Genomic DNA, 23,417 nt, shown 5'->3' with positions numbered 1-23,417 from the left:
CTGCAGGCCTAGAGAGGGATGTTGCCGTGCTTCTTCGGAGGCAGGCTTTCCCGCTTCGAGCGCAGCTGACGCAGGCCCTTCACGATCTGCGGGCGGGTGTCCGACGGCATGACCACGCCGTCGATGTAGCCGCGCTCGGCCGCCGTGTACGGGTTGAGCAGGGTGTCCTCGTACTCCTGGATGAGCCGGGCGCGCTCGGCGTCCTGGTCGTCCGCGGCGGCGATGGTCCTGCGGTGCAGGATGTTGACCGCGCCCTGCGCGCCCATGACCGCGATCTGCGCGGTGGGCCACGCCAGGTTGAGGTCGGCGCCCAGGTGCTTGGAGCCCATGACGTCGTAGGCGCCGCCGAAGGCCTTGCGCGTGATGACCGTGATGAGCGGGACGGTCGCCTCGGCGTAGGCGTAGATCAGCTTGGCGCCGCGGCGGATGATGCCGCCGTACTCCTGGTCGACACCCGGCAGGAAGCCGGGCACGTCCACGAAGGTCAGCACCGGGATGTTGAAGGCGTCGCAGGTGCGGACGAAACGCGCGGCCTTCTCGCTCGCGTCGATGTCCAGGCAGCCGGCGAACTGCATCGGCTGGTTGGCGACGACGCCGACCGGGAAGCCCTCGACCCGGCCGAAGCCGGTGAGGATGTTCGGGGCGAAGAGCGCCTGGGTCTCCAGGAACTCGCCGTCGTCGACGACGTGCTCGATGACCGTGTGCATGTCGTACGGCTGGTTCGCGGAGTCCGGGATCAGGACGTCCAGCTCGCGGTCCTCGTCCGTCACCTCGGTGTCGGCGACCTCGGGGAACGCGGGCGGCTCGGACAGGTTGTTCGAAGGCAGGTACGACAACAGGGACTTGACGTACTCGATCGCGTCCTTCTCGTCGCCCGCCATGTGGTGGGCGACCCCGGACGTGGTGTTGTGCGTCCGCGCGCCGCCCAGCTCCTCGAAGCCGACGTCCTCGCCGGTCACCGTCTTGATCACGTCCGGACCGGTGATGAACATGTGCGAGGTCTGGTCCACCATCACCGTGAAGTCGGTGATCGCGGGGGAGTAGACCGCGCCGCCCGCGCACGGGCCGACGACCAGCGAGATCTGCGGGATGACGCCCGAGGCGTGGGTGTTGCGGCGGAAGATCTCGCCGTACATGCCCAGCGCGTTGACACCCTCCTGGATGCGCGCGCCGCCGGAGTCGTTGATGCCGATGACCGGGCAACCGGTCTTCAGCGCGAAGTCCATCACCTTGATGATCTTCTGGCCGAAGGTCTCGCCGAGGGCGCCGCCGAAGACCGTGAAGTCCTGCGAGAAGACGGCGACGGGGCGGCCGTCGACCGTGCCGTAGCCGGTGACGACACCGTCGCCGTACGGACGGTTCTTCTCCAGGCCGAAGTTGGTCGAGCGGTGCCGGGCCAGCTCGTCGAGCTCGACGAAGGAGCCCTCGTCGAGCAGCAGGGCGATCCGCTCACGCGCAGTCAGCTTGCCCTTCGCGTGCTGCTTCTCCACGGCGCGCTCGGAACCGGCATGGGTCGCCTCGTCAATACGGCGCTGCAGATCCGCGATCTTGCCCGCGGTCGTGTGAATGTCGATTTCTTGTGGCTGTACCGACTCGGACATCGGGATGCGGCTCCCTGCCTGGTCACGGGGGGTTCGTTGACTACCAATGGGCTACTGCCTGCCTACTGACCCGTAGCGTATCGACGCCGATACGGTTCGGCACTGCGGTGTTTGCCACACCTAGGCTGACTTGCATGACGTCCTCTCATGGCTCAGGAGGGCCCTGGTCCGACCTGGACAGGCCCCCGCTCAACGCCGCAGCCCTGCGCCGCGCGCTCGTGACCCCCGACGGTCTGTGGACCTCGCTCGACGTGGTCCCCACGACCGGCTCCACCAACTCCGACCTCGCGGCCCGCGCCGGTGACCTCCCCGAAGGCGCGGTGCTCGTCGCCGAGGAGCAGTCCTCCGGGCGCGGCCGGCTCGACCGCAGCTGGGTCGCCCCCGCGCGGTCCGGGATCTTCGTCTCCGTCCTGCTCAAGCCCGCGGTGCCGGTGCACCGCTGGGGCTGGCTGCCGCTGCTCACCGGCGTGGCGGCGGCGACCGGGCTCGCGAAGGCGGCCGGCGTGGACATCTCCCTCAAATGGCCGAACGACCTGCTGATTTCCGTCGGCGGCGAGGAACGCAAGGCCGGCGGGATCCTCGCCGAGCGGGCCGGCGAGGACGGGATCGTCGTCGGCCTCGGCATCAACGTCACCCTGGGTGAGGCCGAACTCCCGGTCCCCACCGCCGGCTCGCTGCTGCTGGCGGACGCGGTCTCCACGGACCGTGACCCGCTGCTGAGGGCCGTCCTCAGGTCCCTGGAGCAGTGGTACGGCCAGTGGGTGCGGGCCGGCGGCGACCCGGTGGCCTCCGGACTCCAGGCCGCGTACACCGAGGGCTGCGCGACCCTGGGCCGCCGCGTTCGCGCGGAGCTGCCCGGAGAGCGGATGCTGGAAGGGGAGGCGGTGACGCTGGACGGCGACGGCCGTCTGGTGGTGGCCACGGAGGGCGGCGGCACGGAAGCCGTCTCCGCGGGCGACATCGTGCACGTCCGCGCGGAGTCGTAGCCTTCCCGGCAGGACGTCGGGGACGGGTGTCCGCTTCCGTGGAACACGTGTCCCCGACGCCAGGATGCGACGTCCGGTGACGGTTCGGGCGTGAGCCAGCACACACCTGTCGTATCGTGGAGCGCGATCCAGGCGACAGATCGGCAGGGCAGTGGGCAGGGAACGGGCAGGAGGCGGCCGGTGACCGTCGACGACGCGGGCGACGGCGGCACGGTCGAGCCACCCACGTACCCCACTCCTCACCATGTCGTCGACCACACCGCCGAGCCGAGCGACGACCCCCTGGCGATCCGCCTCGAACAGCTCATCCTCGGCGCCGACCGGCGCTACACCCCCTTCCAGGCCGCCCGCACGGCCGGTGTCTCCATGGAGCTGGCCTCCCGTTTCTGGCGGGCCATGGGCTTCGCCGACATCGGACAGGCCAAGGCCCTCACCGAGGCGGACGTGCTCGCCCTGCGGCGGCTGGCCGGTCTCGTCGAGGCCGGGCTGCTGAGCGAGCCGATGGCCGTGCAGGTCGCCCGGTCCACCGGGCAGACCACCGCCCGGCTGGCCGAATGGCAGATCGACTCGTTCCTGGAGGGCCTGACCGAGCCGCCCGAGCCCGGCATGACCCGGACCGAGGTCACGTACCCGCTGGTCGAGCTGCTCCTGCCGGAGCTGGAGGAGTTCCTCATCTACGTCTGGCGCCGGCAGCTCGCCGCCGCCACCGGCCGGGTCGTGCAGGCCGCGGACGACGAGGAGATGGTCGACCGCCGGCTCGCCGTGGGCTTCGCCGACCTCGTCGGCTTCACCCGGCTGACCCGCCGCCTGGAGGAGGAGGAGCTCGGCGAGCTGGTCGAGGCCTTCGAGACCACCTGCGCCGACCTGGTCGCCGCGCACGGCGGACGCCTGATCAAGACGCTCGGTGACGAGGTGCTGTACTGCGCCGACGACGCGGGCACGGCCGCCGAGATCGCCCTGCGGCTGATCGAGACGCTCGGCCACGACGACACCATGCCCTCGCTGCGCGTCGGCATCGCCTTCGGCACCGTGACGACGCGGATGGGCGACGTCTTCGGCACGACCGTGAACCTGGCCAGCCGGCTCACGTCGATAGCGCCCAAGGACGCCGTGCTGGTCGACGGAGCGCTCGCCGAGGAGCTCACCCGGACCGGGGACGCCCCGGTCTCCGAGACCGGGGCCGCCGAGGAGGCCGCCCGGGCCGAGAAGGAGGGCGAGGAGCCGCCCGCCTACCGCTTCGCGCTGCAGCCGATGTGGCAGCGGCCGGTGCGTGGCCTCGGGGTCGTGGAGCCCTGGCAGCTGAGCCGCCGGCCGTCCTGAGCCGGCGCCGACGGCGGTACTCGGTCGCCGGCACCGACCCCTCCCTTGAGCCGGCGCGCCGACGCCCCGTCCGGGCCGCCGGCCGTCATGAGCGCTTCCCGTCCGGGCCGCCCGCCGTCCTGAGCCCTTCGTCCGGGCCGCCTTGCGCGGTATCCGGCCGGGCCGGACCGGACCCCGGCGCGATCGGCGGGACACCGCCTAGGATCCCCGGTGAACACTCGTTAACCGGGAGGGAGCGATCATGACCGAGCAGGCCGAGCAGCGCTTTGGCGAGTTCGTGGCGGTACGCAGGCAGGGGCACGTCGCGGAGTTCGTCCTCGACCGGCCCAAGGCGATGAACGCGGTCTCCCTGGAGATGGCCCGCTCCATCACCGCCGCCTGCGCGGCCCTGGCGGAGGACGCGTCGGTCCGGGTGACCGTGCTGACCTCGTCCAACGACCGGGCGTTCTGCGTCGGCGCCGACCTCAAGGAGCGCAACTCCTTCACCGACGCCGACATGCTCCGCCAGCGCCCCACCTCGCGCGCCGGCTACACCGGCGTCCTGGAGCTGCCGATGCCGACGATCGCCGCGGTGCACGGCTTCGCGCTGGGCGGCGGTTTCGAGCTGGCGCTCGCCTGCGACGTGATCGTGGCCGACGCCACGGCCGTGGTCGGTCTGCCCGAGGTCTCCGTGGGCGTGATCCCGGGCGGCGGCGGCACGCAGCTGCTGCCGCGCCGGGTGGGCGCCGCCCGCGCGGCCGAGCTGGTCTTCACGGCCCGCCGGGTCGAAGCCGCCGAGGCGCACGCCCTCGGGCTGGTCGACCTCCTGGAGGAGGACGCCCGGACGGCCGCGCTGGAGCTCGCAGGGCGCATCGCGGCGAACTCGCCCGTCGGCCTGCGCGCCGCCAAGCGGGCCATGCGCCTCGGCCACGGCCTGGACCTGCGGGCGGGCCTGGAGGTCGAGGACGCGGCCTGGCGTGCGGTGGCCTTCTCCGGGGACCGGGCGGAGGGCGTGGCGGCCTTCAACGAGAAGCGGAAGCCCGCGTGGCCCGGTGAGTGAGCGGACGGCGCCCGGGATCCCGTGAGGGCCGGGCGCCGTCCGGGGTGCCCGGGCGCGCCACCGAGGCCGCCTCGGGAATTCGTCCCTGTGTCCGGTCATGTCACTTTCCGTGATGCCTCACCAGTGAAAATGGACCAAACCTCCCTAAGCTGGAGGAATGGGAGAGGATGCGCGGCTTCGGGCCGTGGTGGCGCTGGCGCAGGCGATGGCGGCGGCCCACACACCACGCGAGTTCTGGCGGGCGGCGGCGCTCGGCGCCTGCCGGGCTCTCGACGGAGCCTTCGCCGCCCTGTCGGTCTGGGAGCGCGACCGCGGACGCCTCAGGGTGCTGGTGAACGCGGGGGAGCGGGCCCCCGGGGAGGAGGAGTTCCCCGACGCCGAGACCTACCCCGTGCACCAGTTCCCCGAGATCACGGAGTTCCTGCACGAGCGCTGGGCCGGCGGCGGCGAACCGGACGCCTGGGTGGAGACCGCGGCCGACCCCGTCTCCACCGGCCGCGTCGCCGGCCTCCGCCGGCGCGGGCGCGGCTGCTGCGTGGTCGCGCCGATCGTGCTCCACGGGCGCGCCTGGGGCGAGCTCTACGTGGCCCGGCCGACCGGGGCACCTGTCTTCGGCCGCGACGACGCGGACTTCGCGGCCGTCCTCGCGGCCGTGGTGGCGGCGGGCATCGCCCAGGCGGAGCGCCTGGAGGAGGTGCGCAAGCTGGCCTTCACGGATCCCCTGACCGGCCTCGCCAACCGGCGGGCGGTCGACACCCGGCTCGACGAGGCCATCGAGCGCTACCGCGTGGACGGGTCCGTGGTGAGCCTGGTGGTCTGTGACCTCAACGGCCTGAAGCGGGTGAACGACACCCACGGTCACGCCGTCGGCGACCGGCTGCTGGAACGGTTCGGCTCGGTGCTCTCGCGCTGCGGCGCGATGCTCCCCGGAGCCCTCTCGGCGCGGCTCGGCGGGGACGAGTTCTGCCTGCTCTCGGTCGGGCCGACGGCCGACGAGGTGGTGGCGGTCGCCGACGAGCTCTGCGTACGGGCCGGGGAGCTGGAGCTCGGCGAGGGCGTGGCCTGCGGGGTCGCGTCCACGGGTGACCCGATCGGGCCGCTGAAGTCGGCGCGCCGGCTCTTCCGCCTGGCGGACGCGGCGCAGTACCAGGCCAAGGCGGCGAGGTCGGCGAAACCGGTGGTGGCGGGCCGGGACGGCACGGTCATCCAGCTCGCGGACGCGCCCCCCGGCGCCCGGGACCGCCGCCGCTTCCGCGACGCGCCGCCCCGCTGAGGGCCGGCGGACCCCCGGCGGCGGGCGCCCGCCGCCGTGACGCTGCGTGGCCCTGCCGGCCCGTCCGGCCGTCCCCTAGTGACACGTTGAGATTCAGTCCGTAGTCTGCTGAATATGAATATGCACACCGTCGTTCTGGGGACGTCCGGCACCACCGCGCAGGACGTCATCGACGTCGCCCGGCACGGCGCCCGCATCGAGCTGTCGCCCGAGGCCGTGCAGGCCCTGGCCGCCGCGCGGGCCGTCGTGGACGCCCTCGCCGCCAAGCCCGAGCCCGTCTACGGGGTCTCGACCGGATTCGGCGCGCTCGCCACCCGGCACATCAGCCCCGAGCTGCGCGCCCAGCTCCAGCGCAACATCGTCCGCTCGCACGCGGCGGGCATGGGCCCGCGCGTCGAGCGCGAGGTCGTCCGCGCGCTGATGTTCCTGCGGCTCAAGACCCTCGCCTCCGGGCACACCGGCGTCCGCCCCGAGGTCGCCCAGACCATGGCCGACCTCCTCAACGCCGGCATCACCCCGGTGGTGCACGAGTACGGCTCCCTCGGCTGCTCCGGCGACCTCGCCCCGCTCTCCCACTGCGCGCTCGCGCTGATGGGTGAGGGCGACGCGGAAGGCCCGGACGGCACCGTCCGGCCCGCCGGCGAGCTGCTGGCCGCCGCCGGCATCGAGCCCGTCGAGCTGCGCGAGAAGGAGGGCCTCGCCCTCCTCAACGGCACCGACGGCATGCTCGGCATGCTGGTCATGGCCCTCGCCGACCTCGACAACCTGTACAAGTCCGCCGACATCACCGCGGCACTCTCCCTCGAAGCCCTCCTCGGCACCGAGAAGGTCCTCGAACCCGAGCTCCACGCCATCCGCCCCCACCCGGGCCAGGGCGCCTCCGCCGCCAACATGCTCGCCGTCCTCAAGGACTCCGGGCTCACCGGCCACTTCCAGGAGGAGGAGGCCCCCCGCGTCCAGGACGCCTACTCCGTCCGCTGCGCCCCCCAGGTCGCCGGCGCCGGCCGCGACACCATGGCCCACGCCCGCCTGGTCGCCGAGCGCGAGCTGGCCGCCGCCGTCGACAACCCGGTGGTGCTCCCCGACGGCCGGGTCGCCTCCAACGGCAACTTCCACGGCGCGCCCGTCGCCTACGTCCTGGACTTCCTGGCGATCGCCGCCGCCGACCTCGGCTCCATCGCCGAGCGCCGCACCGACCGGCTCCTCGACAAGAACCGCTCCCACGGACTGCCCCCGTTCCTCGCCGACGACGCCGGCGTGGACTCGGGCCTGATGATCGCCCAGTACACCCAGGCCGCCCTGGTCAGCGAGATGAAGCGGCTCGCCGTCCCGGCCTCCGCCGACTCGATCCCGTCCTCCGCCATGCAGGAGGACCACGTCTCGATGGGCTGGTCCGCCGCCCGCAAGCTGCGCACCGCGATCGGCAACCTCAACCGGATCATCGCCGTCGAGCTGTACGCCGCCACCCGCGGCATCGAGCTCCGCCGCGGCCTGACCCCGGCCCCCGCCTCGCAGGCCGCCATCACCGCGCTGCGCGAAGCCGGCGTCCAGGGCCCGGGCCCGGACCGCTTCCTGGCCCCCGACCTGGAGGCCGCCGACGCCTTCGTCCGCGAGGGCGCGCTCGTCGCCGCCGTCGAGCCGGTCACCGGACCGCTCGCCTGACCGCGCGTCCCGGGCCCTCCGCGCCCGGGACGGCACGAAGGGCCGCCCCCTCACGGGGGCGGCCCTTCGCCGCGTCGTGGGGGAGCCGTCCTGCGGGGTGGCCGCGGGCCGCTCCCCCTCGCGTCAGGAGGCCCGGCCGCCGCGTCTCATCGCCAGCGTCACGAACCCCGTACCGACCCCGAGAAAGCCCGTGGCGCCGATCAGGTACGGCGTGGTGTCCAGGCCGGCGCCGGTGTCCGCCAGGCGGTCCCCGCCGGTCCCGGCGTCCGTCCCGCCCTCCTGGGTCAGGGACGTCTGCGGGCCGTTCGGCCGCTGTTCATCGGTGGCGTTCGCGGACGGCACGAACCACAGGGCACACAACAGCGTTCCGGCAGCAGTGGCGGTCAGCAGCGGGCGGCGTGCGACGGACACAGATTTCGATCCCCCTTGCGGCAACCGCGAATTGGTGTGTGCGCCGATGCTAATGAACACAGCGGGTCGCAGGAAAGCCGAGACCCCCGCGGAGCCTACGCTCCGTCGTATGAGCACTTCCGAGACATCACGCTTTGTGCGGCTCCGGGTGGAAGTCGTCCTGGAGATCGACGACCCCGAGGAGCTGACCCGCGCAGCGGTCGGCCGGATCGACGCCGACGAGTTCCTGCCCGAGGACGAGCGCGTCCACGCCCGGTCCGCGGTCCACGACGACAGCGCCGAGGCCCTGGCCTACCTCGTCGAGCCCTTCGACCTGGTCAAGGAGGTCCCGGGGATCGAACTCGTCCAGGCGTCCTGGAGCAGTGAGGAGGTCGACTTCGACCCCGATGCACAGGAGTGGGACCTCGACGAGGAAGATGAGGCAGACACCGACGACGAGGAACCGGAGTAGGAGGGGGCGGCACGCCGCTCCCCGAGCCCCGGGCCCGCGTCGTCACAGGTGACGCGTCCCGGGGCTCTTCCGTGCCCCGGCGGCGTACGGGGGGAATGACGGCCGCAGAGCGGGGCAGGAGCGGGAACCGGACGCTCCGCGTGTGCGTGTCGATCAGTGGCGTTGCCCACATAGGGGTCGGTTCCGGAACCGCGGACCCGGCAGAGTTGTTCTTGTTGAGTTGAGAAGTTGGCAGGGAACCGGCGACGATGGAGAAGCGTGTGATGACGGACAGCAGGCGCCGCCGCAAGAGCCTGGCGGCCGCGGCCGCGGTGCTCGGTGGCGTGTTGGTGCTCTCGGCGTGCGGTGGGGGCGACAAGGACGGCGCCGGCGCCAAGACGCCACAGTCACAGGCTCAGGTCGACGAGGCCGCGGCGCAGAAGACGTCGAAGGCCCAGATAGCCATCTCGCCCAAGAACGGCGCCACCAACGCGTCGATCAACAAGGACACCAAGGTCACCGTCACCGACGGCACCCTGACCGAGGTGACCATGACCACCCAGGACGGCAAGAGCGTCCAGGGCGAGATCTCGGCCGACAAGCTCAGCTGGGCGCCCACCGAGCGCCTCGACCGCGCCACGGTCTACAAGATCGCCGCGACCGCCAAGGACGCGGACGGCCTGGAGGCGCACGAGAACTCCTCCTTCACCACCGTCTCCGCGGCCAACAGCTTCATCGGCAACTTCACCCCCGAGGACGGTTCGACCGTCGGCGTGGGCATGCCGGTCTCGATCAACTTCAACAAGGCGATCACCAAGAAGCAGGCCGTCCAGGGCGGCATCAAGGTGACCTCCACCAGTGGCCAGGAGGTCGTCGGCCACTGGTTCAACTCCCAGCGCCTGGACTTCCGGCCCGAGGCGTACTGGACCGAGGGCTCGACCGTCACGCTGAAGCTGGAGCTCGACGGCGTCGAGGGCGCCGACGGCGTCTTCGGCGTCCAGCAGAAGACCGTCACCTTCAAGATCGGCCGCAACCAGGTCTCCACCGTCGACGTCGCCACCAAGACCATGACGGTGAAGCAGGACGGCAAGACGATCAAGACGATCCCGATCTCCGCCGGCTCCCCGGAGAACCCGACCTACAACGGTCAGATGGTGATCTCCGAGAAGTTCAAGGAGACCCGGATGAACGGCGCCACCGTCGGCTTCACCGACGACGACGGCAAGGGCGAGTACGACATCAAGGACGTCCCGCACGCCATGCGGCTGTCCACCTCGGGCACGTTCATCCACGGCAACTACTGGGGCTCCGACTCCGTCTTCGGCAACGTCAACACCAGCCACGGCTGCGTGGGCCTGAACGACGTCAAGGGCGCCGGCGACCCGAACCAGATGGCCGCCTGGCTCTACGACCACTCCCTCGTCGGCGACGTCGTCATCGTCAAGAACTCCAAGGACAAGACGATCGCGCCCGACAACGGACTCAACGGCTGGAACCTGAGCTGGTCGGCCTGGAAGGCCGGCTCGGCCGCCTGACCGGACCACGGCCCCGCCCCGACGGCGCGCCACCCGCACACGACGGCGGCCCCCCTCGATGTCCGAGGGGGGCCGCCGCCGTGCGTCACCGTACGACTTCCTCCACGCCCCAGTTGGCGAGCAGCCGCAGCGCGTCCGCCGAAGCCGTGCCCGGCTCCGCCTGGTACGTCACGAGGACCAGGTCCGGGTCCCCGCCGGACACCTTCATCGTCTCGTAGCCCAGCGTCATCTCGCCCACCAGCGGATGCCGCAGCCGCTTCGTCCCGTGCCCCTTGTCGGTCACCGTGTGCGCCGCCCACAGCGAGCGGAACTCCTCGCTCCTGACCGACAGTTCGCCGACCAGGGCGAGCAGCTGCTGGTCGTCCGGATAGCAGCCCGCGTACAGCCGGAGCACGCTCACCACCTCGGTCGCCTTGCACTCCCAGTCGAGATAGAGATCGCGCGCGTTGGGGTCGAGGAACACCATCCGCGCCATGTTCCGCTCCTGCGGATCCATCGCCGCGAGGTCCCCGAGCAGCGCCCGCGCCATCCGGTTCCACGCCAGGATGTCGCCCCGCCGCCCCAGCACGAACGCGGGCACCGTCTCCATCGCGTCGATCAGGTGCAGCAGCCCCGGCCGCACCTGCTGCGGTCGCGTGATCGACGCCCGCTGCTTCTTCTTCGTGGTCGGCTTCGCCAGGTGCGTCAGATGCGCCCGCTCCGTGTCGCTCAGCCGCAGCGCCCGCGCGATCGAGTCCAGCACCTCCAGGGACACGTTGCGGCCGTTGCCCTGTTCGAGCCGGGTGTAGTAGGCCACGGACACCCCCGCCAGCTGCGCCAGCTCCTCGCGGCGCAGCCCGGGGACCCGCCGATGGCGCCCGAACGAGGGCAGGCCCACGTCCTCGGGCTTCAGCCGGGCCCGGCGCGAGCGCAGGAATTCGCTGAGTTCGGCACTGAGGTCCATGCGGACCGATTATCCCAGGTCGTACGACCGGACGGACGGATGTTCCTGTCCCTGCCAGTGGTAGGCACGGTGGACATAGGCAGGACAGGGACCTGGGTGACCCGGCGGCCTTCGGGCAGGCTGGACGCCATGACCACGAACGTTTCCGCCTACGCCGCACCCGCCGCCCACGCACCGCTGGAGCGCACCACCGTGCCGCGCCGCGCGGTCGGCGAGCACGACGTCCTCATCGAGATCAAGTACGTCGGCATCTGCCACTCCGACATCCACCAGGCCCGTGACGGCTGGGGCGAGGGCATCTTCCCGATGGTGCCCGGTCACGAGATCGCCGGAATCGTCACCGAGGTCGGCCCGGGGGTCACCCGGCACCAGGTCGGCGACCGCGTCGGCGTCGGCTGCTTCGTCGACTCCTGCCGGGAGTGCGAGTCCTGCCTGCGGGGCCAGGAGCAGTTCTGCCTCAAGGGCGGCACCGGCACGTACAACGCCCTCGACAAGAACGGCGAGCCGACCTACGGCGGCTACTCCACCCACATCGTCGTCGACGAGCACTTCACCCTGCGGATCCCGGAGGGGCTCGCCCTCGACGAGGCCGCCCCGCTGCTCTGCGCCGGCATCACGCTGTACTCCCCGCTCAAGCACTGGAACGCGGGCCCCGGCAAGAAGGTCGCGATCGTCGGCCTCGGCGGCCTGGGACACATGGGCGTCAAGATCGCCCACGCCCTGGGCGCGGAGGTGACCGTGCTCAGCCAGTCCCTGAAGAAGCAGGAGGACGGCCTCAAGCTCGGCGCCGACCACTACCACGCCACCAGCGACCCGGAGACCTTCACCGAGCTCGCCGGCTCCTTCGACCTGATCGTCTCGACGGTCTCGGCGCCGCTCGACTTCGGCGCCTACCTGAGCCTGGTGAAGACCGACGGCGCGCTGGTCAACGTCGGCGCCCCCGAGGAGCCCGTCTCGCTCAACCTCTTCTCCCTCATCGGCGGCCGCAAGACGCTGGCCGGCTCGATGATCGGCGGTATCGCCGAGACCCAGGAGATGCTCGACTTCTGCGCCGAGCACGGACTGGGCGCCGAGATCGAGCTGATCCGCGCGGACCAGGTGAACGAGGCGTACGAGCGGGTGCTCGCCAGCGACGTCCGCTACCGCTTCGTCATCGACGCGTCGACCATCTGAACCGGCGTCCGGACGCCCGGACGATCCGACCGGGCGCCCGAACCGGGACGCCGGACGCCGGGGCATGACCCGCGGGGTAATCGACCCGCGGGCCGTGCCCCGGCACGCTGGGGTCATGACCGCATACGCGATAGGCAACCTGCACCCCGGTCCCGACCTCGACGACGAGGTCCTCACCTACATGGAGCGGATCCAGGAGACCCTGGACCCCTACGACGGGCGCTTCCTGGTCCACGGCGCGCCCGAGCGCGAGGTGCGCGAGGGGCAGTGGCCCGGAGCCGTCGTCGTCATCGGCTTCCCGTCCATGGACCGGGCGCGCGCCTGGTACGACTCCCCGGCCTACCGGGAGCTGATCCCGCTGCGCACCCGGCACATCCCGGGCGACGTGCTCCTGATCGACGGGGTCGCCCCCGGCTACGAGGCCGCCGCGACCGCGCGCGTACTGCGCGAGGCCCGGGACCGCTGAGCGGTTGGGGGACGGACGACGGCGAGGACCCGCCCGGCTTCCGAGCCGGACGGGTCCTCGCGCGATGACGTGCTGCCGGGGGTCCGGCCTCCCGGGGCGATGCCCGCCCCGCTCGCCCGGAGCTACGCGACCCCGGGCGCCTCGGCGACGCCGATCGGGCAGGAGACGCCCGTGCCGCCGATGCCGCAGTAGCCGGCGGGATTGCGGTCCAAATACTGCTGGTGGTACCCCTCCGCGGGGAAGAAGGTGCGCCCTTCCGCCGGGAGGATCTCGGTGGTGATCGTGCCGTGGCCCGAGCCGGTCAGAACCTTCTGGTACGTGGCCCGGGAGGCCTCGGCCGCCTCCGCCTGCGCGGGGGAGTGGGTGTAGACCGCCGAGCGGTACTGGGTGCCCACGTCGTTGCCCTGGCGGAAGCCCTGGGTCGGGTCGTGCGACTCCCAGAACAGCTTCAGCAGCCGCTCGTACGACACCTCGGCCGGGTCGAAGACGACGCGGACGGCCTCGGTGTGGCCGGTGAGGCCCGAGCAGACCTCCTCGTAGACCGGGTTCGGCGTCAGGCCGCCCTGGTAGCCCACCAGGGTCGTCCAGACGCCCGCGGTCTGCCAGAACTTGCGCTCGGCGCCCCAGAAACAGCCCAGGCCGAAGTCCGCGACCTCGAACCCCTCGGGGTACGGGCCGAGCAGCGGGTTGCCGAGGACGGTGTGGCGTTCCGGAACGGCGAACTCGGGCGTCGGGCGGCCCTTCAGCGCCTGCTCGGGCGTGGGAAGGACGGGGGTGCGTGACAGGAACATGAAGCATCTCCTCGACGGTCGGCCCTCTCCACAACGCGCGGGGGCCGGGAGGGATTCCCCTCCCGGCCCCCGGGCGCGGGCGGTCGGCGCGCGGTCAGTGCGCGAGCGTCGCCGGGCTGCCGCCGTTCGCCTCGAAGGCCGCCACCGCGAGGTTCCGGTACACCGTGTACTCCGCCGCCGGGTCCCCGCTCATCGTCCACGGCAGCGCGCCCACGTGGCCGTCCACGTGCACCAGCTGGCGCATCGCCTCCGTCCACCGCTCCGCGCGGATCAGGAAGAGGACCAGCAGGTGGCGGACGTGGGCGAGCATCGGGTCGTCCGGGCGGGCCGAGTGGACCGCGTACAGGGCGCCGTCCATCGCCTTGGAGACCACCGCGGTCCGGTAGAAGTCCTGGACGAGCGCGATCTCGGGCAGGTGCTCGTACACCGCGAACAGCGGCAGCGCGGCGAGCAGCGAACCCTGCGGCGCGCGTGCGGCGGCGGTGGTGGCGAAACGGTCGGCGTCGGCGCGCGAACCGTGCCACTTCTCGCACCAGTAGTGCAGTGCCGCCAGGTGCGCGCCCATGTGCTGGGGCGCCCGGTCGATGATCTTGGCCCAGATCCGGTCGAACTGTTCGTGGCTGTCGCCCAGACCGCGCGCGACCGCGAGCTCGACGATGTACGGCACCGGGTCGCCGGGGGCGAGCAGTGCCGCCTCCTCGCAGACCTTGCGGGCCTCTTCGAGGATGATCCGGAACTCGTCGCTGCCCGCCGAGGACGAGCGCCACGCCTGCTGCACCAGGAACTCGGCGTGCACGGCCGCGCCGCCCGCGTCCTTGGGCGCCTCGGCGCGCCAGGCCCGCAGCCAGGCGCCGCCGACACCGGGCTGCTGCTGGAGTTCCAGCGACGCCGCGCCGGCGAAGGCCTGGATCCGCTGCCAGCGGACCTCGCCCTCCTTCTCCGTGCCGGCGAGGAGCTGCGAGGCCGCCCGCCAGTCCCGGGTCGCCTGCACCACGTCGAGGACGTCGAGGAGGTCGTGGTCCGGGCCGGGCATCCGTACGTCCTGCTCCTCCTGGAGGACGAAGCCGTACGCCGCCGGGTCCGCGGCGTCCGGTGAGCCGGGGGCCACCTGCCGGATGCCGGCGCCGCGCCGGCGCCTCACGTACGGGGCGACGACCGCGAACAGCAGGCCCATCGCGAGCAGGAACCAGAGAATCTCCATGCGTTCCATTGTCCCGTACGTCCCGCGGGAGCCCGTGCCCCGGGAGGTCGCCGCCGTCCGGGACGCGCCCCGCGGTACGGAGGGTGAGACACCGGGTGAGACGCGTGCGGCGCGGGGGCGCCCGCAGGACTACGCTCCTGCCTCATGAGCGACCAGCACTCCCATCAGAGCTTCGAGACCCGCGCCATCCATGCGGGCAACACCGCCGACCCGCTGACCGGCGCGGTCGTGCCGCCCATCTACCAGGTGTCCACCTACAAGCAGGACGGCGTCGGTGGGCTCCGCGGCGGCTACGAGTACAGCCGCAGCGCCAATCCGACCCGTACCGCCCTGGAGGAGAACCTGGCGGCCCTGGAGGGCGGCCGGCGTGGTCTCGCCTTCGCCTCCGGTCTCGCCGCCGAGGACTGCCTGCTGCGCACGCTGCTGGCCCCCGGCGACCACGTGGTCATCCCGAACGACGCCTACGGCGGCACCTTCCGGCTGTTCGCCAAGGTCGTGCAGCGCTGGGGCGTGGACTTCTCCGTGGCGGACACCTCCGACCTGGAGTCGGTGCGGTCGGCGGTCAACGACCGCACGAAGGTGATCTGGGTCGAGACCCCGTCCAACCCGCTGCTCGGCATCACCGACATCGCCGCGGTCGCGGACGTGGCCCGCACGGCCGGCGCGAAGCTGGTCGTCGACAACACCTTCGCGAGCCCGTATCTCCAGCAGCCGCTCTCGCTCGGCGCCGACGTGGTCGTCCACTCGCTGACCAAGTACATGGGCGGACACTCGGACGTCGTCGGCGGCGCGCTGGTGACGGCGGACGAGGCGCTCGGCGAGGAACTGGCCTACCACCAGAACGCGATGGGCGCGGTCGCCGGTCCCTTCGACTCGTGGATCGTGCTCCGCGGCATCAAGACGCTCGCCGTCCGCATGGACCGGCACAGCGAGAACGCGGGCAAGATCGTCGAGATGCTGGTCCAGCACCCGAAGGTCACCCAGGTCCTCTACCCGGGTCTGCCGGAGCACCCGGGGCACGAGATCGCCGCCAAGCAGATGAAGGCGTTCGGCGGCATGGTGTCGTTCCGCGTCGAGGGCGGCGAGGAGGCGGCCGTCGAGGTCTGCAACCGCGCCAAGCTCTTCACCCTGGGCGAGTCCCTGGGCGGCGTCGAGTCGCTGATCGAGCACCCGGGCCGGATGACCCACGCGAGCGTGGCGGGCTCCGCCCTGGAGGTCCCGGCGGACCTGGTCCGGATCTCCGTGGGCATCGAGAACGTCGACGACCTGCTGGCCGACCTGCGCCAGGCGCTCGGCTAGACGCTCCCCAGGACGCCCGGTGCGCGGTGCGGGACCCCCGCGAGGGGTTCCGGGCCGCGCATCGCGCGCTTCCGGCGCGGGCGCCCGTCCCCGGACGGCCCGTGCGCGGACGCGTCCGTCCTCGGACGCGACCGCCCGCGCCCGGGGAGTGGGCGTCACCAGCCTTCGAGGGGCGGTGTCGTCCCCGCGGGCGGGACCTCCCAGGGCCGTACGACCGAGGCCCACACCACGAACACGACGACGGCCGCGGCCAGCAGCGCCCACAGGATCCGGCGTACCGCCCGGTCCCGGCGCAGCAGCCGGGTCCCGCGCTCGACGGCCTGCGCCGCCAGGTCGCCGGGGACCTGCGGGTGCGGGGTCTCCAGCATCCGCCGGACCTCGTCCTCCTTCTGTTCGTGCCGGGTCATGACGCGATCCTCCCGGTCCCGGCGCGCAGCGCGGAGACGGAGCGGGCGCAGACGGCCCGGACCCGTTCCTCCGGCAGTCCGAGCAGCGCCGCCGCCTGTTCCTCGGCCACGCCCTCGTAGAGGCGGAGCACCACGACGAGGCGTTCCTGAGGGGTGAGCGCGGCCAGGACACCGCCCCGGCCCCGGTGATGGCGCCAGGCGGCCCGGGCGAAGCGGGCGGCCAGGTCGGCGCGGGTGCGGTCGTAGGGGTCCTCGCCGCGCATCCGGTCCCACTGGGCGTAGGTGTGCGCCAGGGACGCGGTCAGCAGGGCCTGGGCGTGCGGGTTGCGGGTGCGGGTCTCGGCGGTGAGCAGGGTCGCGGCATGCAGCAGCCGCCCCGCGGCTCCCGCGACGAATGCCTCGAACTGCCGGGTGCGACGGTGCTGTTCGCCCCCGTGACCCTCCTGCCGATCTGCCACGTCCTCATATGAGGACAGGGCGCGCCCGAGGTCAAGAGGTGGTGGCGGACTCCGTGTCGGAGGCGGGCGGGAGACCCGACTGGCGCGCGGACAGTGCCGAGTTGAAGCGGGTGAGCAGCGTGCAGAAGGAGTCGCGCTCGTCCTCGGTCCAGCCGTCCGTGACCTCGGCCATCAGCTGGCGGCGGGAGGAGCGGACCTCTTCCAGGCGGGTCAGGCCCCGGGGGGAGAGCTGGAGCACGACCGCGCGTCCGTCCTCCGGGTGGGAGGTGCGCTTGACCAGGCCGGTGTCCACGAGCGGGGCGACCTGGCGGGTGACGGTGGACGAGTCGATGCCCATGCCCGCGGCGAGTGCCTTGACGCCCATCGGACCCTCCTGGTCCAGGCGGTTCAGCAGCAGGTAGGCGGCGCGGTCCATGGAGTTGCGGAGCTGGCCGGTGCCGCCCAGCCGGGTCTGTTCGGCCCGGCGGGCGAAGACGGCCACCTGGTGCTGGAGGGCATCGAGGAGACCGGGGTCAAGCTCAGTCGTCATGTCCTGAGATGTGGGCATGGCTGTGGGGCTCTCTCGTCCGGTGGTCGGTTGGTGGGGGACAGAGTACGCGGACGGGCGCTGGTCCGTACCGGCGCTGCGCAAACCCGATGGACGGCCCGGGCTCCGGGCGGCCACGGTGCCGGTGAGCTGCGAGACTTGGTGTCATGAGCTTCCGTGTCACTCGCCCCTTGCACACCCTGATGCTCGACGACGTGCGCGGGGCGCAGAAGATGCTCTCCGGGGTGGCCCGGGTCACCGCGATGGAGGGCAGCCGTCACCTGTCCTCCCTGGTGGGGGCGCCGGTGCACCTCAAGTGCGAGAACCTCCAGCGGACCGGATCGTTCAAGCTGCGCGGCGCGTACGTGCGGATCTCCGGGCTGCGGCCCGAGGAGCGCGCGGCCGGGGTGGTGGCGGCTTCCGCCGGCAACCACGCGCAGGGCGTCGCGCTGGCCTCCTCGCTGCTCGGGGTGCGCTCCACCGTCTTCATGCCGGTCGGCGCTCCGCTGCCGAAGGTCGCCGCGACCCGGGAGTACGGGGCGGACGTCCGGCTGCACGGGCATGTCGTGGACGAGACGCTGGCGGCGGCGGAGCGGTACGCGGCGGAGACCGGCGCGGTCTTCATCCACCCCTTCGACCACCCCGACATCATCGCCGGGCAGGGCACGGTGGGCCTGGAGATCCTGGAGCAGTGCCCGGAGGTGCGCACGATCCTGGTCGGCGTGGGCGGTGGCGGGCTCGCGGCGGGTGTGGGGCTGGCGGTGAAGTCGGTGCGCCCGGACGTGCGGGTGGTCGGCGTCCAGGCGGAGGGCGCGGCCGCGTATCCGCCGTCGCTGGCCGCCGGGCATCCGGTGGCGATCGAGGCGCCGTCGACGATGGCGGACGGGATCCGGGTGGGGCGTCCCGGCGACGTGCCGTTCTCGCTCGTCCGTGAGTACGTGGACGAGGTGCGGACCGTCTCCGAGGACGACCTCTCCTCGGCGCTGCTGCTCTGCCTGGAGCGGGCGAAGCTGGTGGTGGAGCCGGCCGGCGCGAGTCCGGTGGCGGCGCTGCTGAGTGATCCGAAGGCGTTCCAGGGGCCGGTGGTGGCGGTGCTGTCCGGCGGGAACGTGGACCCGCTGCTGATGCAGCGGATCCTCCGGCACGGCATGGCGGCCGGGGGCCGCTACCTGAGTCTGCGGCTGCGGGTCACGGACCGGCCGGGGGCGCTGGCGACGCTGCTCGCGGTGCTGACGGTGGTCGACGCGAACGTGCTGGACGTGGGCCACGTGCGGACCGACCCCCGGCTGGGTCTGACGGAGGCGGAGGTCGAGCTGCACCTGGAGACGAAGGGGCCGGAGCACTGCGTGGAGGTGCGGGACGCGCTGCGGGACGCGGGGTACGTGGTGCTGGACTGACGTCGGCCCGCTCCGAGCGGCGGGCGACGGTCCGCTCCGAACGGCGGGCGCCGAAGACCTGGAGGGTCTTCGGCGCCCGCCGTTCGCGCTTTCCCGGAGCGGTGTCTTGTGTGTCGCGATGTATCGCGTTACGGTGTGGCCCGAGTCACACATTCACTGGGCGCGGCCGGCCCTTCAAACCTAAACTTGGGTGGAAAACGCCCGAATCCCCTGGGAGAACCCACATGCCAGGCGCGATCTACGCCGAAGGTCTGGTGAGGACCTTCGGCGACGTACGAGCTCTGGACGGCGTCGATCTCGACGTACCCGAGGGCACGGTCCTGGGCCTGCTCGGCCCGAACGGCGCGGGCAAGACGACCGCCGTGCGCGTGCTGACGACCCTCCTGAAGCCGGACAGCGGCAGGGCCCTGGTCGCCGGGATCGACGTCGTCGAGCATCCCGACCGGGTCCGGCGCGCGATCGGCCTCTCCGGTCAGTTCGCGGCCGTCGACGAGTACCTGACCGGCCGGGAGAACCTCCAGATGGTCGGCCGGCTCTACCAGATGGACGGCAAGCGGGCGAAGGCCCGCGCCGACGAGCTGCTCGAACGCTTCCACCTCGCCGACGCCGCGGACCGCACCGCCAAGACGTACTCCGGCGGTATGCGCCGCCGGCTCGACCTCGCCGCGGCCCTGGTCGTCTCGCCGCCCGTGATGTTCATGGACGAGCCCACGACCGGCCTCGACCCGCGCAACCGCCAGTCGCTCTGGGAGGTCATCCAGGAACTCGTCGCGGGCGGTACGACCCTGCTCCTGACGACCCAGTACCTGGAGGAGGCCGACCACCTGGCCCACGACATCTGCGTCGTCGACCACGGCAAGGTGATCGCCCGCGGCACCTCCGACCAGCTCAAGGCCCAGACCGGCGGCGAACGCGTCGAGGTCGTCGTGCACGAGCCGGAGATGATCCCGGACGCCCGGGAGGTCCTCGCCCACTACGGCGTGTCCGGCCGCGGCCAGGCCGAGGTCTCCGTCGAGCACCACATCCGGCGGCTGACCGTGCCGGTCAGCGGCGGCGCCAAGCTGCTCGCCGAGGTCATCCGCGAACTGGACACCCGCGGCGTCGAGATCGACGACATCGGTCTGCGCCGGCCCACCCTGGACGACGTCTTCATCTCGCTGACCGGCCACGCGGCCGAGCTCGCGGAGGAAGAGGAGAACGGCGTCGCGGCCGAGGGCCGCAAGCAGCACCGGAAGGAGACGGTCAGGTGACCATCGTGACCGACGCGGCCGCCGCCCCGAAGCAGCGCGGCGCCCTCACGCAGTCCGTCAGCGACTCGCTCGTCGTCGCCAAACGCAACCTGATCCGGATGACCCGCATCCCGGAGATGGTCATCTTCGGCCTCATCCAGCCGATCATGTTCGTGGTGCTGTTCAGCTACGTCTTCGGCGGCTCGATGACCATCGGCGGCACGAACTCCCCGGCCGTCTACCGCGAGTTCCTGATGGCCGGCATCTTCGCCCAGACCGTCACCTTCGCCACGGCCGGCGCGGGCGCCGGCATCGCCGACGACATGCACAAGGGCCTGATCGACCGCTTCCGCTCGCTGCCGATGGCCCGTGGCGCGGTCCTCACCGGCAGGACCCTGGCCGACCTCGTGCAGACCGCCCTCACGGTCGTCGTCCTCGCGATCGTCGCCCTGCTGGTCGGCTGGCGGATCCACGAGGGCATCCCGAAGGCGCTCGGCGCCTTCGCCCTCCTGTTGCTCCTCGGCTACGCCTTCTCCTGGATCGGCGCCCTCATCGGCCTGTCCGTGCGCACCCCGGAGGCGGCCACCTCGGGCGGACTGATCTGGCTCTTCCCGGTCACGTTCATCTCGATCGCCTTCGTCGACCCCAGCCAGATGGCGTCCTGGCTCCAGCCCATCGCCGAGTGGAACCCCTTCAGCGCCACGGTCCAGGCGTGCCGCGTCCTGTTCGGCAACCCGGGCGTCTCGACGTCCGACGCCTGGCCGATGCAGCACCCGGTGTGGGCCTCGATCCTCTGGTCGGTGCTGATCATCGTGGTGTTCCGGACGCTGGCGGTCAGGAAGTACCGGTCGGCGACGGCGTGACGCCGCCCGCGCGAGGGAGGTAACCCGAGACGACCAGGCCGTCGGAGAGGGAGAGGAAGACCGCCCCTCCGGCGGCCACGGCCTCGGCGTCGCCGGTCAGGGAGACACCGTCCGGCACGGGCGGACTGAGGACCGGGATGTCCTGCGCCCTCGCGGGCGGCCCGGACACCGGGACGGCCAGGACCTCCTGCCTCCCTCCCGCCAGCACCTGGTCCCCGGCGAACCAGACCCGCCCGAGAGGGGCATCGGCCTGGGTCACCCATTTCCGCACGCGCCAGCGCTCCCGCCCGCTGTCCAGGTCGTAGGTGACCACCCGGCTCCCGCCGTCGACCAGCGCCACCACGCCGTCCGCGTTGACCGCCGGCCCCGCCGTGATCGTCAGGTCCGCTCCCAGGGTGCGCCGGGGGCGCAGGGTCCCCGCGTCGAGGACCGTGACGCCGTCGCCCGGTCCCGCACCGCACAGCACGCTCTCCCCGTGCACGACGACCTCTCCGCAGACGAGGTCGGCGGCGCCGCGGGCCGTCTCCCGGCCCGTCGCGGCGTCGAGGGCCACCGGCCTGACCCCGAGCGGGACGATCACCCGGCCCCCGCCCGCGACCAGCTGCTCCGGAATGCCGTCCAGCCGCGCCCTCCACAGCTCCTTGCCCCCGGCGGCGAGCTTCACGGCCGTGACCAGGCCCTTCCCCTCGTCGCCCAGGTCGAGGTAGCCGGAGTAGAGGACCCCGTCGACGAGATCGGTGCTCTTCAGGGCCCAGTGCCCGCCCGGTGCCGGGATCCTGCCCCGCTGCCTGCCGTCCTTCAGGCCGTAGGCGACCACACCGTCCGGGCCGGTGACGTACGCCGTGTCGCCGACGACGGCCGGATAGCCGGCCGGCGACCGGGTGCCCTCGGCGTCGGTCAGCTCCCGCCCGGGCACCGACCACAGCTTCTCGCCGTCCGCCGCCCTCAGCGCGACGGCCGAGCCGGCCGTGCCCGGGCAGAGGAGCACCTCGGGGGAGAGCGCGCAGCCCGTGACGTCGGTGTCGACCTTCGTCGTCCAGGGGGACCAGCCCGCCGGCCGGTACGCGCGGTCGGTACCCACCGTGCCGAAGTCACCGGAGCGGCCCTCGCCGCCGTACGGCTGCACGACCTGGCTCAGTGCTCTCGGCGTGCCCGGCGCGGAGGAGCCGGCGCTCGGCGAGGATCCGTCGGCCGGCCCGGCCGTGGCGCCGCCCGCCCCCGCGGACGTCCCGCCCGCCGTCTTCCCCTGCCCGCCCTGCCGGTCGACCAGCACCGCACCGACCGTGGCCACGACCGCCACCGCGACGGCGGCGGCCACCCACCGCCCCCAGGGCCGCGGCCGCGGCTCCGGCACGGCGGCGGCAGCGGGCCGCTGCCCGAGAGCCGTGGGGGAGTACGGCACCACCGGCGCGAGCGTGGGCAGGTCCGCCACGCCCGCGCCCGAGGCGGCCGCCTCCCCGATGCCACCGGCCGCCTCCCCGTGCTCGGCGAGCAGGGACAGCACCCCGCCCGGCCACGGGAACACCTCCGGCGCCTCGGCACCGAGCAGGCCGACCAGCTCCGCCGCGGTCGGCCGGTCCGCCGGATCCGGCCGCAGGCAGCGCTCCACGACCGGCCGCAGCTCCTCCGGCACACCGGACAGGTCGGCCTCCGCCCGGCTGATCCGGAAGATCACGGCGGCCATCTCGTCGTCGTGGAACGGTCCGCGCCCGCTCGCGGCGAAGGCCAGCACCGCGCCGAGACAGAACACGTCCGACGCCGGGACGACCGCCCGACTGCCCGTCAGGTGCTCCGGCGACATGAACCCCGGCGAGCCCACCACCAGACCGGTCGAGGTCAGCGCGGTCGCCTCGAAGGCCTGCGCGATGCCGAAGTCGATCAGCTTCGGCCCGCCCGGCCCGAGGAGCACGTTCGCCGGCTTCAGGTCCCGGTGCAGCACCTTCGCCTCGTGGACCGCCCGCAGTGCCCGCGCGAGCGCCGCGCCGAGCGCCCGTACCGCCCCGGCCGGCAGCGCACCGGATCGCACGACGGCCTCGGCGAGCGACGGCCCGGGCACGTACTCGGTCGCGAGCCAGGGCGCCGGCGCGTCCGCGTCGGCGTCGACCAGGCGCGCCGCGTACGGGCTGCTCACCGCCCGAGCCGCCGTGATCTCGCGGCGGAACCGGGTCCGGAAGTCCCCGTCGACCTCCAGGTCCCCGCGGACCGTCTTCACCGCGACCATCCGGTGCGGATCGGCCGTCGGCTCGTCCGCCCGGCAGGCCAGGTGGACCTCGCCCATGCCTCCCGCGCCGAGGCGGGCGAGCAGCCGGTAGGGGCCGACCAGCCGGGGAGGGCCGGCGGGCAGTGCTTCCAGCACCGAACACGTCCTTTCGTGGGCTGGGCCCTGTCCGGGCGGACAGGACGGACA

General features: G+C 72.7%; 22 protein-coding genes. 13 read left to right on the top strand and 9 right to left on the bottom strand.

The features are described 5' to 3' along the window. Positions 1-8: 8 nt before the first annotated feature. Positions 9-1,601 (bottom strand): acyl-CoA carboxylase subunit beta, encoded by a 1,593-nt coding sequence (locus ACGFZF_RS28155; RefSeq protein ID WP_147980929.1) that lies wholly within the window; start codon positions 1,599-1,601, stop codon positions 9-11. A 134-nt stretch (positions 1,602-1,735) separates the two neighbouring features. Between ACGFZF_RS28155 and ACGFZF_RS28150 the strand changes: the two genes are divergently transcribed. The 5 genes from ACGFZF_RS28150 to hutH all read left to right on the top strand — a co-directional run bounded on the left by ACGFZF_RS28150 (position 1,736) and on the right by hutH (position 7,881). Further along, positions 1,736-2,587, top strand: coding sequence for a biotin--[acetyl-CoA-carboxylase] ligase (locus ACGFZF_RS28150; RefSeq protein WP_393558595.1), 852 nt, complete (start codon positions 1,736-1,738; stop codon positions 2,585-2,587). Between the two features lie 180 nt (positions 2,588-2,767). After that, complete coding sequence (locus tag ACGFZF_RS28145; RefSeq protein WP_393558593.1) at positions 2,768-3,907, top strand: adenylate/guanylate cyclase domain-containing protein; 1,140 nt, start codon at positions 2,768-2,770, stop codon at positions 3,905-3,907. Between the two features lie 241 nt (positions 3,908-4,148). Next, entirely contained in the window at positions 4,149-4,946 is a 798-nt protein-coding gene (locus tag ACGFZF_RS28140) for an enoyl-CoA hydratase/isomerase family protein (RefSeq protein WP_393558591.1), read from the top strand. A gap of 157 nt (positions 4,947-5,103) precedes the next feature. Continuing rightward, entirely contained in the window at positions 5,104-6,219 is a 1,116-nt protein-coding gene (locus ACGFZF_RS28135) for a diguanylate cyclase domain-containing protein (protein ID WP_393558589.1), read from the top strand. A 120-nt stretch (positions 6,220-6,339) separates the two neighbouring features. After that, positions 6,340-7,881 carry a histidine ammonia-lyase gene (hutH, locus tag ACGFZF_RS28130; protein WP_393558586.1) on the top strand — a complete coding sequence of 514 codons (1,542 nt, stop codon included), beginning with the start codon at positions 6,340-6,342 and terminating at the stop codon, positions 7,879-7,881. 123 nt (positions 7,882-8,004) lie between these two features. On the opposite strand, the gene ACGFZF_RS28125 is transcribed toward hutH, so the two are convergent. Continuing rightward, positions 8,005-8,292, bottom strand: a complete 288-nt coding sequence (locus tag ACGFZF_RS28125; RefSeq protein ID WP_393558584.1) for a hypothetical protein — start codon at positions 8,290-8,292, stop codon at positions 8,005-8,007. A 109-nt stretch (positions 8,293-8,401) separates the two neighbouring features. On the opposite strand from ACGFZF_RS28125, the gene ACGFZF_RS28120 reads away from it, so the two are divergent. Then, entirely contained in the window at positions 8,402-8,743 is a 342-nt protein-coding gene (locus ACGFZF_RS28120; protein WP_393558582.1) for a hypothetical protein, read from the top strand. 248 nt (positions 8,744-8,991) lie between these two features. Beyond that, the gene (locus ACGFZF_RS28115) at positions 8,992-10,257 is read left to right on the top strand and encodes an Ig-like domain-containing protein (RefSeq protein ID WP_393558580.1); all 1,266 of its coding nucleotides are present in this window, start codon (positions 8,992-8,994) and stop codon (positions 10,255-10,257) included. Positions 10,258-10,342: 85 nt separating this feature from the next. On the opposite strand, the gene ACGFZF_RS28110 is transcribed toward ACGFZF_RS28115, so the two are convergent. After that, positions 10,343-11,200, bottom strand: coding sequence for a helix-turn-helix domain-containing protein (locus tag ACGFZF_RS28110; RefSeq protein WP_393558578.1), 858 nt, complete (start codon positions 11,198-11,200; stop codon positions 10,343-10,345). Positions 11,201-11,329: 129 nt separating this feature from the next. Between ACGFZF_RS28110 and ACGFZF_RS28105 the strand changes: the two genes are divergently transcribed. Both ACGFZF_RS28105 and ACGFZF_RS28100 read left to right on the top strand, forming a co-directional pair. Then, positions 11,330-12,373, top strand: a complete 1,044-nt coding sequence (locus ACGFZF_RS28105; protein WP_393558576.1) for an NAD(P)-dependent alcohol dehydrogenase — start codon at positions 11,330-11,332, stop codon at positions 12,371-12,373. 115 nt (positions 12,374-12,488) lie between these two features. Continuing rightward, the gene (locus ACGFZF_RS28100) at positions 12,489-12,839 is read left to right on the top strand and encodes a DUF1330 domain-containing protein (protein WP_393558574.1); all 351 of its coding nucleotides are present in this window, start codon (positions 12,489-12,491) and stop codon (positions 12,837-12,839) included. A 122-nt stretch (positions 12,840-12,961) separates the two neighbouring features. Here ACGFZF_RS28100 and msrA read toward each other — a convergent pair whose 3' ends face one another. Together msrA and ACGFZF_RS28090 are read right to left on the bottom strand one after the other, a co-directional pair. Next, positions 12,962-13,630, bottom strand: coding sequence for a peptide-methionine (S)-S-oxide reductase MsrA (gene msrA, locus ACGFZF_RS28095; protein WP_393558572.1), 669 nt, complete (start codon positions 13,628-13,630; stop codon positions 12,962-12,964). Positions 13,631-13,724: 94 nt separating this feature from the next. After that, on the bottom strand, positions 13,725-14,831 hold the full coding sequence (locus ACGFZF_RS28090; protein WP_393558570.1) for a hypothetical protein: 1,107 nt from the start codon (positions 14,829-14,831) through the stop codon (positions 13,725-13,727). Between the two features lie 144 nt (positions 14,832-14,975). Between ACGFZF_RS28090 and ACGFZF_RS28085 the strand changes: the two genes are divergently transcribed. After that, positions 14,976-16,130 (top strand): cystathionine gamma-synthase, encoded by a 1,155-nt coding sequence (locus tag ACGFZF_RS28085; RefSeq protein ID WP_393558568.1) that lies wholly within the window; start codon positions 14,976-14,978, stop codon positions 16,128-16,130. 155 nt (positions 16,131-16,285) lie between these two features. Here ACGFZF_RS28085 and ACGFZF_RS28080 read toward each other — a convergent pair whose 3' ends face one another. The 3 genes from ACGFZF_RS28080 to ACGFZF_RS28070 are packed head-to-tail and all read right to left on the bottom strand — an operon-like array spanning position 16,286 to position 17,542. Next, the gene (locus tag ACGFZF_RS28080) at positions 16,286-16,537 is read right to left on the bottom strand and encodes a hypothetical protein (RefSeq protein WP_393558566.1); all 252 of its coding nucleotides are present in this window, start codon (positions 16,535-16,537) and stop codon (positions 16,286-16,288) included. After that, the gene (locus tag ACGFZF_RS28075) at positions 16,534-16,995 is read right to left on the bottom strand and encodes a sigma factor-like helix-turn-helix DNA-binding protein (RefSeq protein ID WP_393558564.1); all 462 of its coding nucleotides are present in this window, start codon (positions 16,993-16,995) and stop codon (positions 16,534-16,536) included. The genes ACGFZF_RS28080 and ACGFZF_RS28075 overlap by 4 nt, the downstream gene beginning before the upstream one ends. 31 nt (positions 16,996-17,026) lie before the next feature. Next, a complete protein-coding gene (locus ACGFZF_RS28070) occupies positions 17,027-17,542 on the bottom strand; it encodes a MarR family winged helix-turn-helix transcriptional regulator (protein ID WP_147980945.1) in 516 nt (171 codons plus the stop codon). A gap of 146 nt (positions 17,543-17,688) precedes the next feature. Between ACGFZF_RS28070 and ilvA the strand changes: the two genes are divergently transcribed. From ilvA to ACGFZF_RS28055, 3 genes are all read left to right on the top strand, one after another. After that, entirely contained in the window at positions 17,689-18,918 is a 1,230-nt protein-coding gene (gene ilvA, locus ACGFZF_RS28065; protein ID WP_393558561.1) for a threonine ammonia-lyase, read from the top strand. A 224-nt stretch (positions 18,919-19,142) separates the two neighbouring features. Beyond that, positions 19,143-20,168: an ATP-binding cassette domain-containing protein gene (locus ACGFZF_RS28060; RefSeq protein ID WP_393558559.1), complete on the top strand. Its 1,026-nt coding sequence runs from the start codon at positions 19,143-19,145 to the stop codon at positions 20,166-20,168. Continuing rightward, positions 20,165-21,010: an ABC transporter permease gene (locus ACGFZF_RS28055; RefSeq protein ID WP_393558557.1), complete on the top strand. Its 846-nt coding sequence runs from the start codon at positions 20,165-20,167 to the stop codon at positions 21,008-21,010. Before ACGFZF_RS28060 ends, ACGFZF_RS28055 begins: the two co-directional genes overlap by 4 nt. On the opposite strand, the gene ACGFZF_RS28050 is transcribed toward ACGFZF_RS28055, so the two are convergent. After that, entirely contained in the window at positions 20,982-23,366 is a 2,385-nt protein-coding gene (locus ACGFZF_RS28050) for a protein kinase (protein WP_393558555.1), read from the bottom strand. The genes ACGFZF_RS28055 and ACGFZF_RS28050 overlap by 29 nt on opposite strands. Positions 23,367-23,417: the final 51 nt, after the last annotated feature.

This window comes from Streptomyces sp. NPDC048338 (assembly GCF_043201055.1).
Lineage (GTDB): Bacteria > Actinomycetota > Actinomycetes > Streptomycetales > Streptomycetaceae > Streptomyces.
Note: the sequence above shows the minus strand (reverse complement) of the source record. Positions and strands in the feature narration are given on the sequence as shown.

Bases quoted from the DNA above. Each gene is read 5' to 3' on its own strand.
- ACGFZF_RS28110 (WP_393558578.1), bottom strand. From the start codon at position 11,200: ATGGACCTCAGTGCCGAACTCAGCGAATTCCTGCGCTCGCGCCGGGCC.
- hutH (WP_393558586.1), top strand. From the start codon at position 6,340: ATGCACACCGTCGTTCTGGGGACGTCCGGCACCACCGCGCAGGACGTC.
- ACGFZF_RS28060 (WP_393558559.1), top strand. From the start codon at position 19,143: ATGCCAGGCGCGATCTACGCCGAAGGTCTGGTGAGGACCTTCGGCGAC.
- ilvA (WP_393558561.1), top strand. From the start codon at position 17,689: ATGAGCTTCCGTGTCACTCGCCCCTTGCACACCCTGATGCTCGACGAC.
- ACGFZF_RS28100 (WP_393558574.1), top strand. From the start codon at position 12,489: ATGACCGCATACGCGATAGGCAACCTGCACCCCGGTCCCGACCTCGAC.
- ACGFZF_RS28080 (WP_393558566.1), bottom strand. From the start codon at position 16,537: ATGACCCGGCACGAACAGAAGGAGGACGAGGTCCGGCGGATGCTGGAG.
- ACGFZF_RS28115 (WP_393558580.1), top strand. From the start codon at position 8,992: ATGGAGAAGCGTGTGATGACGGACAGCAGGCGCCGCCGCAAGAGCCTG.
- ACGFZF_RS28120 (WP_393558582.1), top strand. From the start codon at position 8,402: ATGAGCACTTCCGAGACATCACGCTTTGTGCGGCTCCGGGTGGAAGTC.
- ACGFZF_RS28090 (WP_393558570.1), bottom strand. From the start codon at position 14,831: ATGGAGATTCTCTGGTTCCTGCTCGCGATGGGCCTGCTGTTCGCGGTC.
- ACGFZF_RS28085 (WP_393558568.1), top strand. From the start codon at position 14,976: ATGAGCGACCAGCACTCCCATCAGAGCTTCGAGACCCGCGCCATCCAT.
- ACGFZF_RS28135 (WP_393558589.1), top strand. From the start codon at position 5,104: ATGGGAGAGGATGCGCGGCTTCGGGCCGTGGTGGCGCTGGCGCAGGCG.
- ACGFZF_RS28140 (WP_393558591.1), top strand. From the start codon at position 4,149: ATGACCGAGCAGGCCGAGCAGCGCTTTGGCGAGTTCGTGGCGGTACGC.
- msrA (WP_393558572.1), bottom strand. From the start codon at position 13,630: ATGTTCCTGTCACGCACCCCCGTCCTTCCCACGCCCGAGCAGGCGCTG.
- ACGFZF_RS28105 (WP_393558576.1), top strand. From the start codon at position 11,330: ATGACCACGAACGTTTCCGCCTACGCCGCACCCGCCGCCCACGCACCG.
- ACGFZF_RS28070 (WP_147980945.1), bottom strand. From the start codon at position 17,542: ATGCCCACATCTCAGGACATGACGACTGAGCTTGACCCCGGTCTCCTC.
- ACGFZF_RS28155 (WP_147980929.1), bottom strand. From the start codon at position 1,601: ATGTCCGAGTCGGTACAGCCACAAGAAATCGACATTCACACGACCGCG.
- ACGFZF_RS28150 (WP_393558595.1), top strand. From the start codon at position 1,736: ATGACGTCCTCTCATGGCTCAGGAGGGCCCTGGTCCGACCTGGACAGG.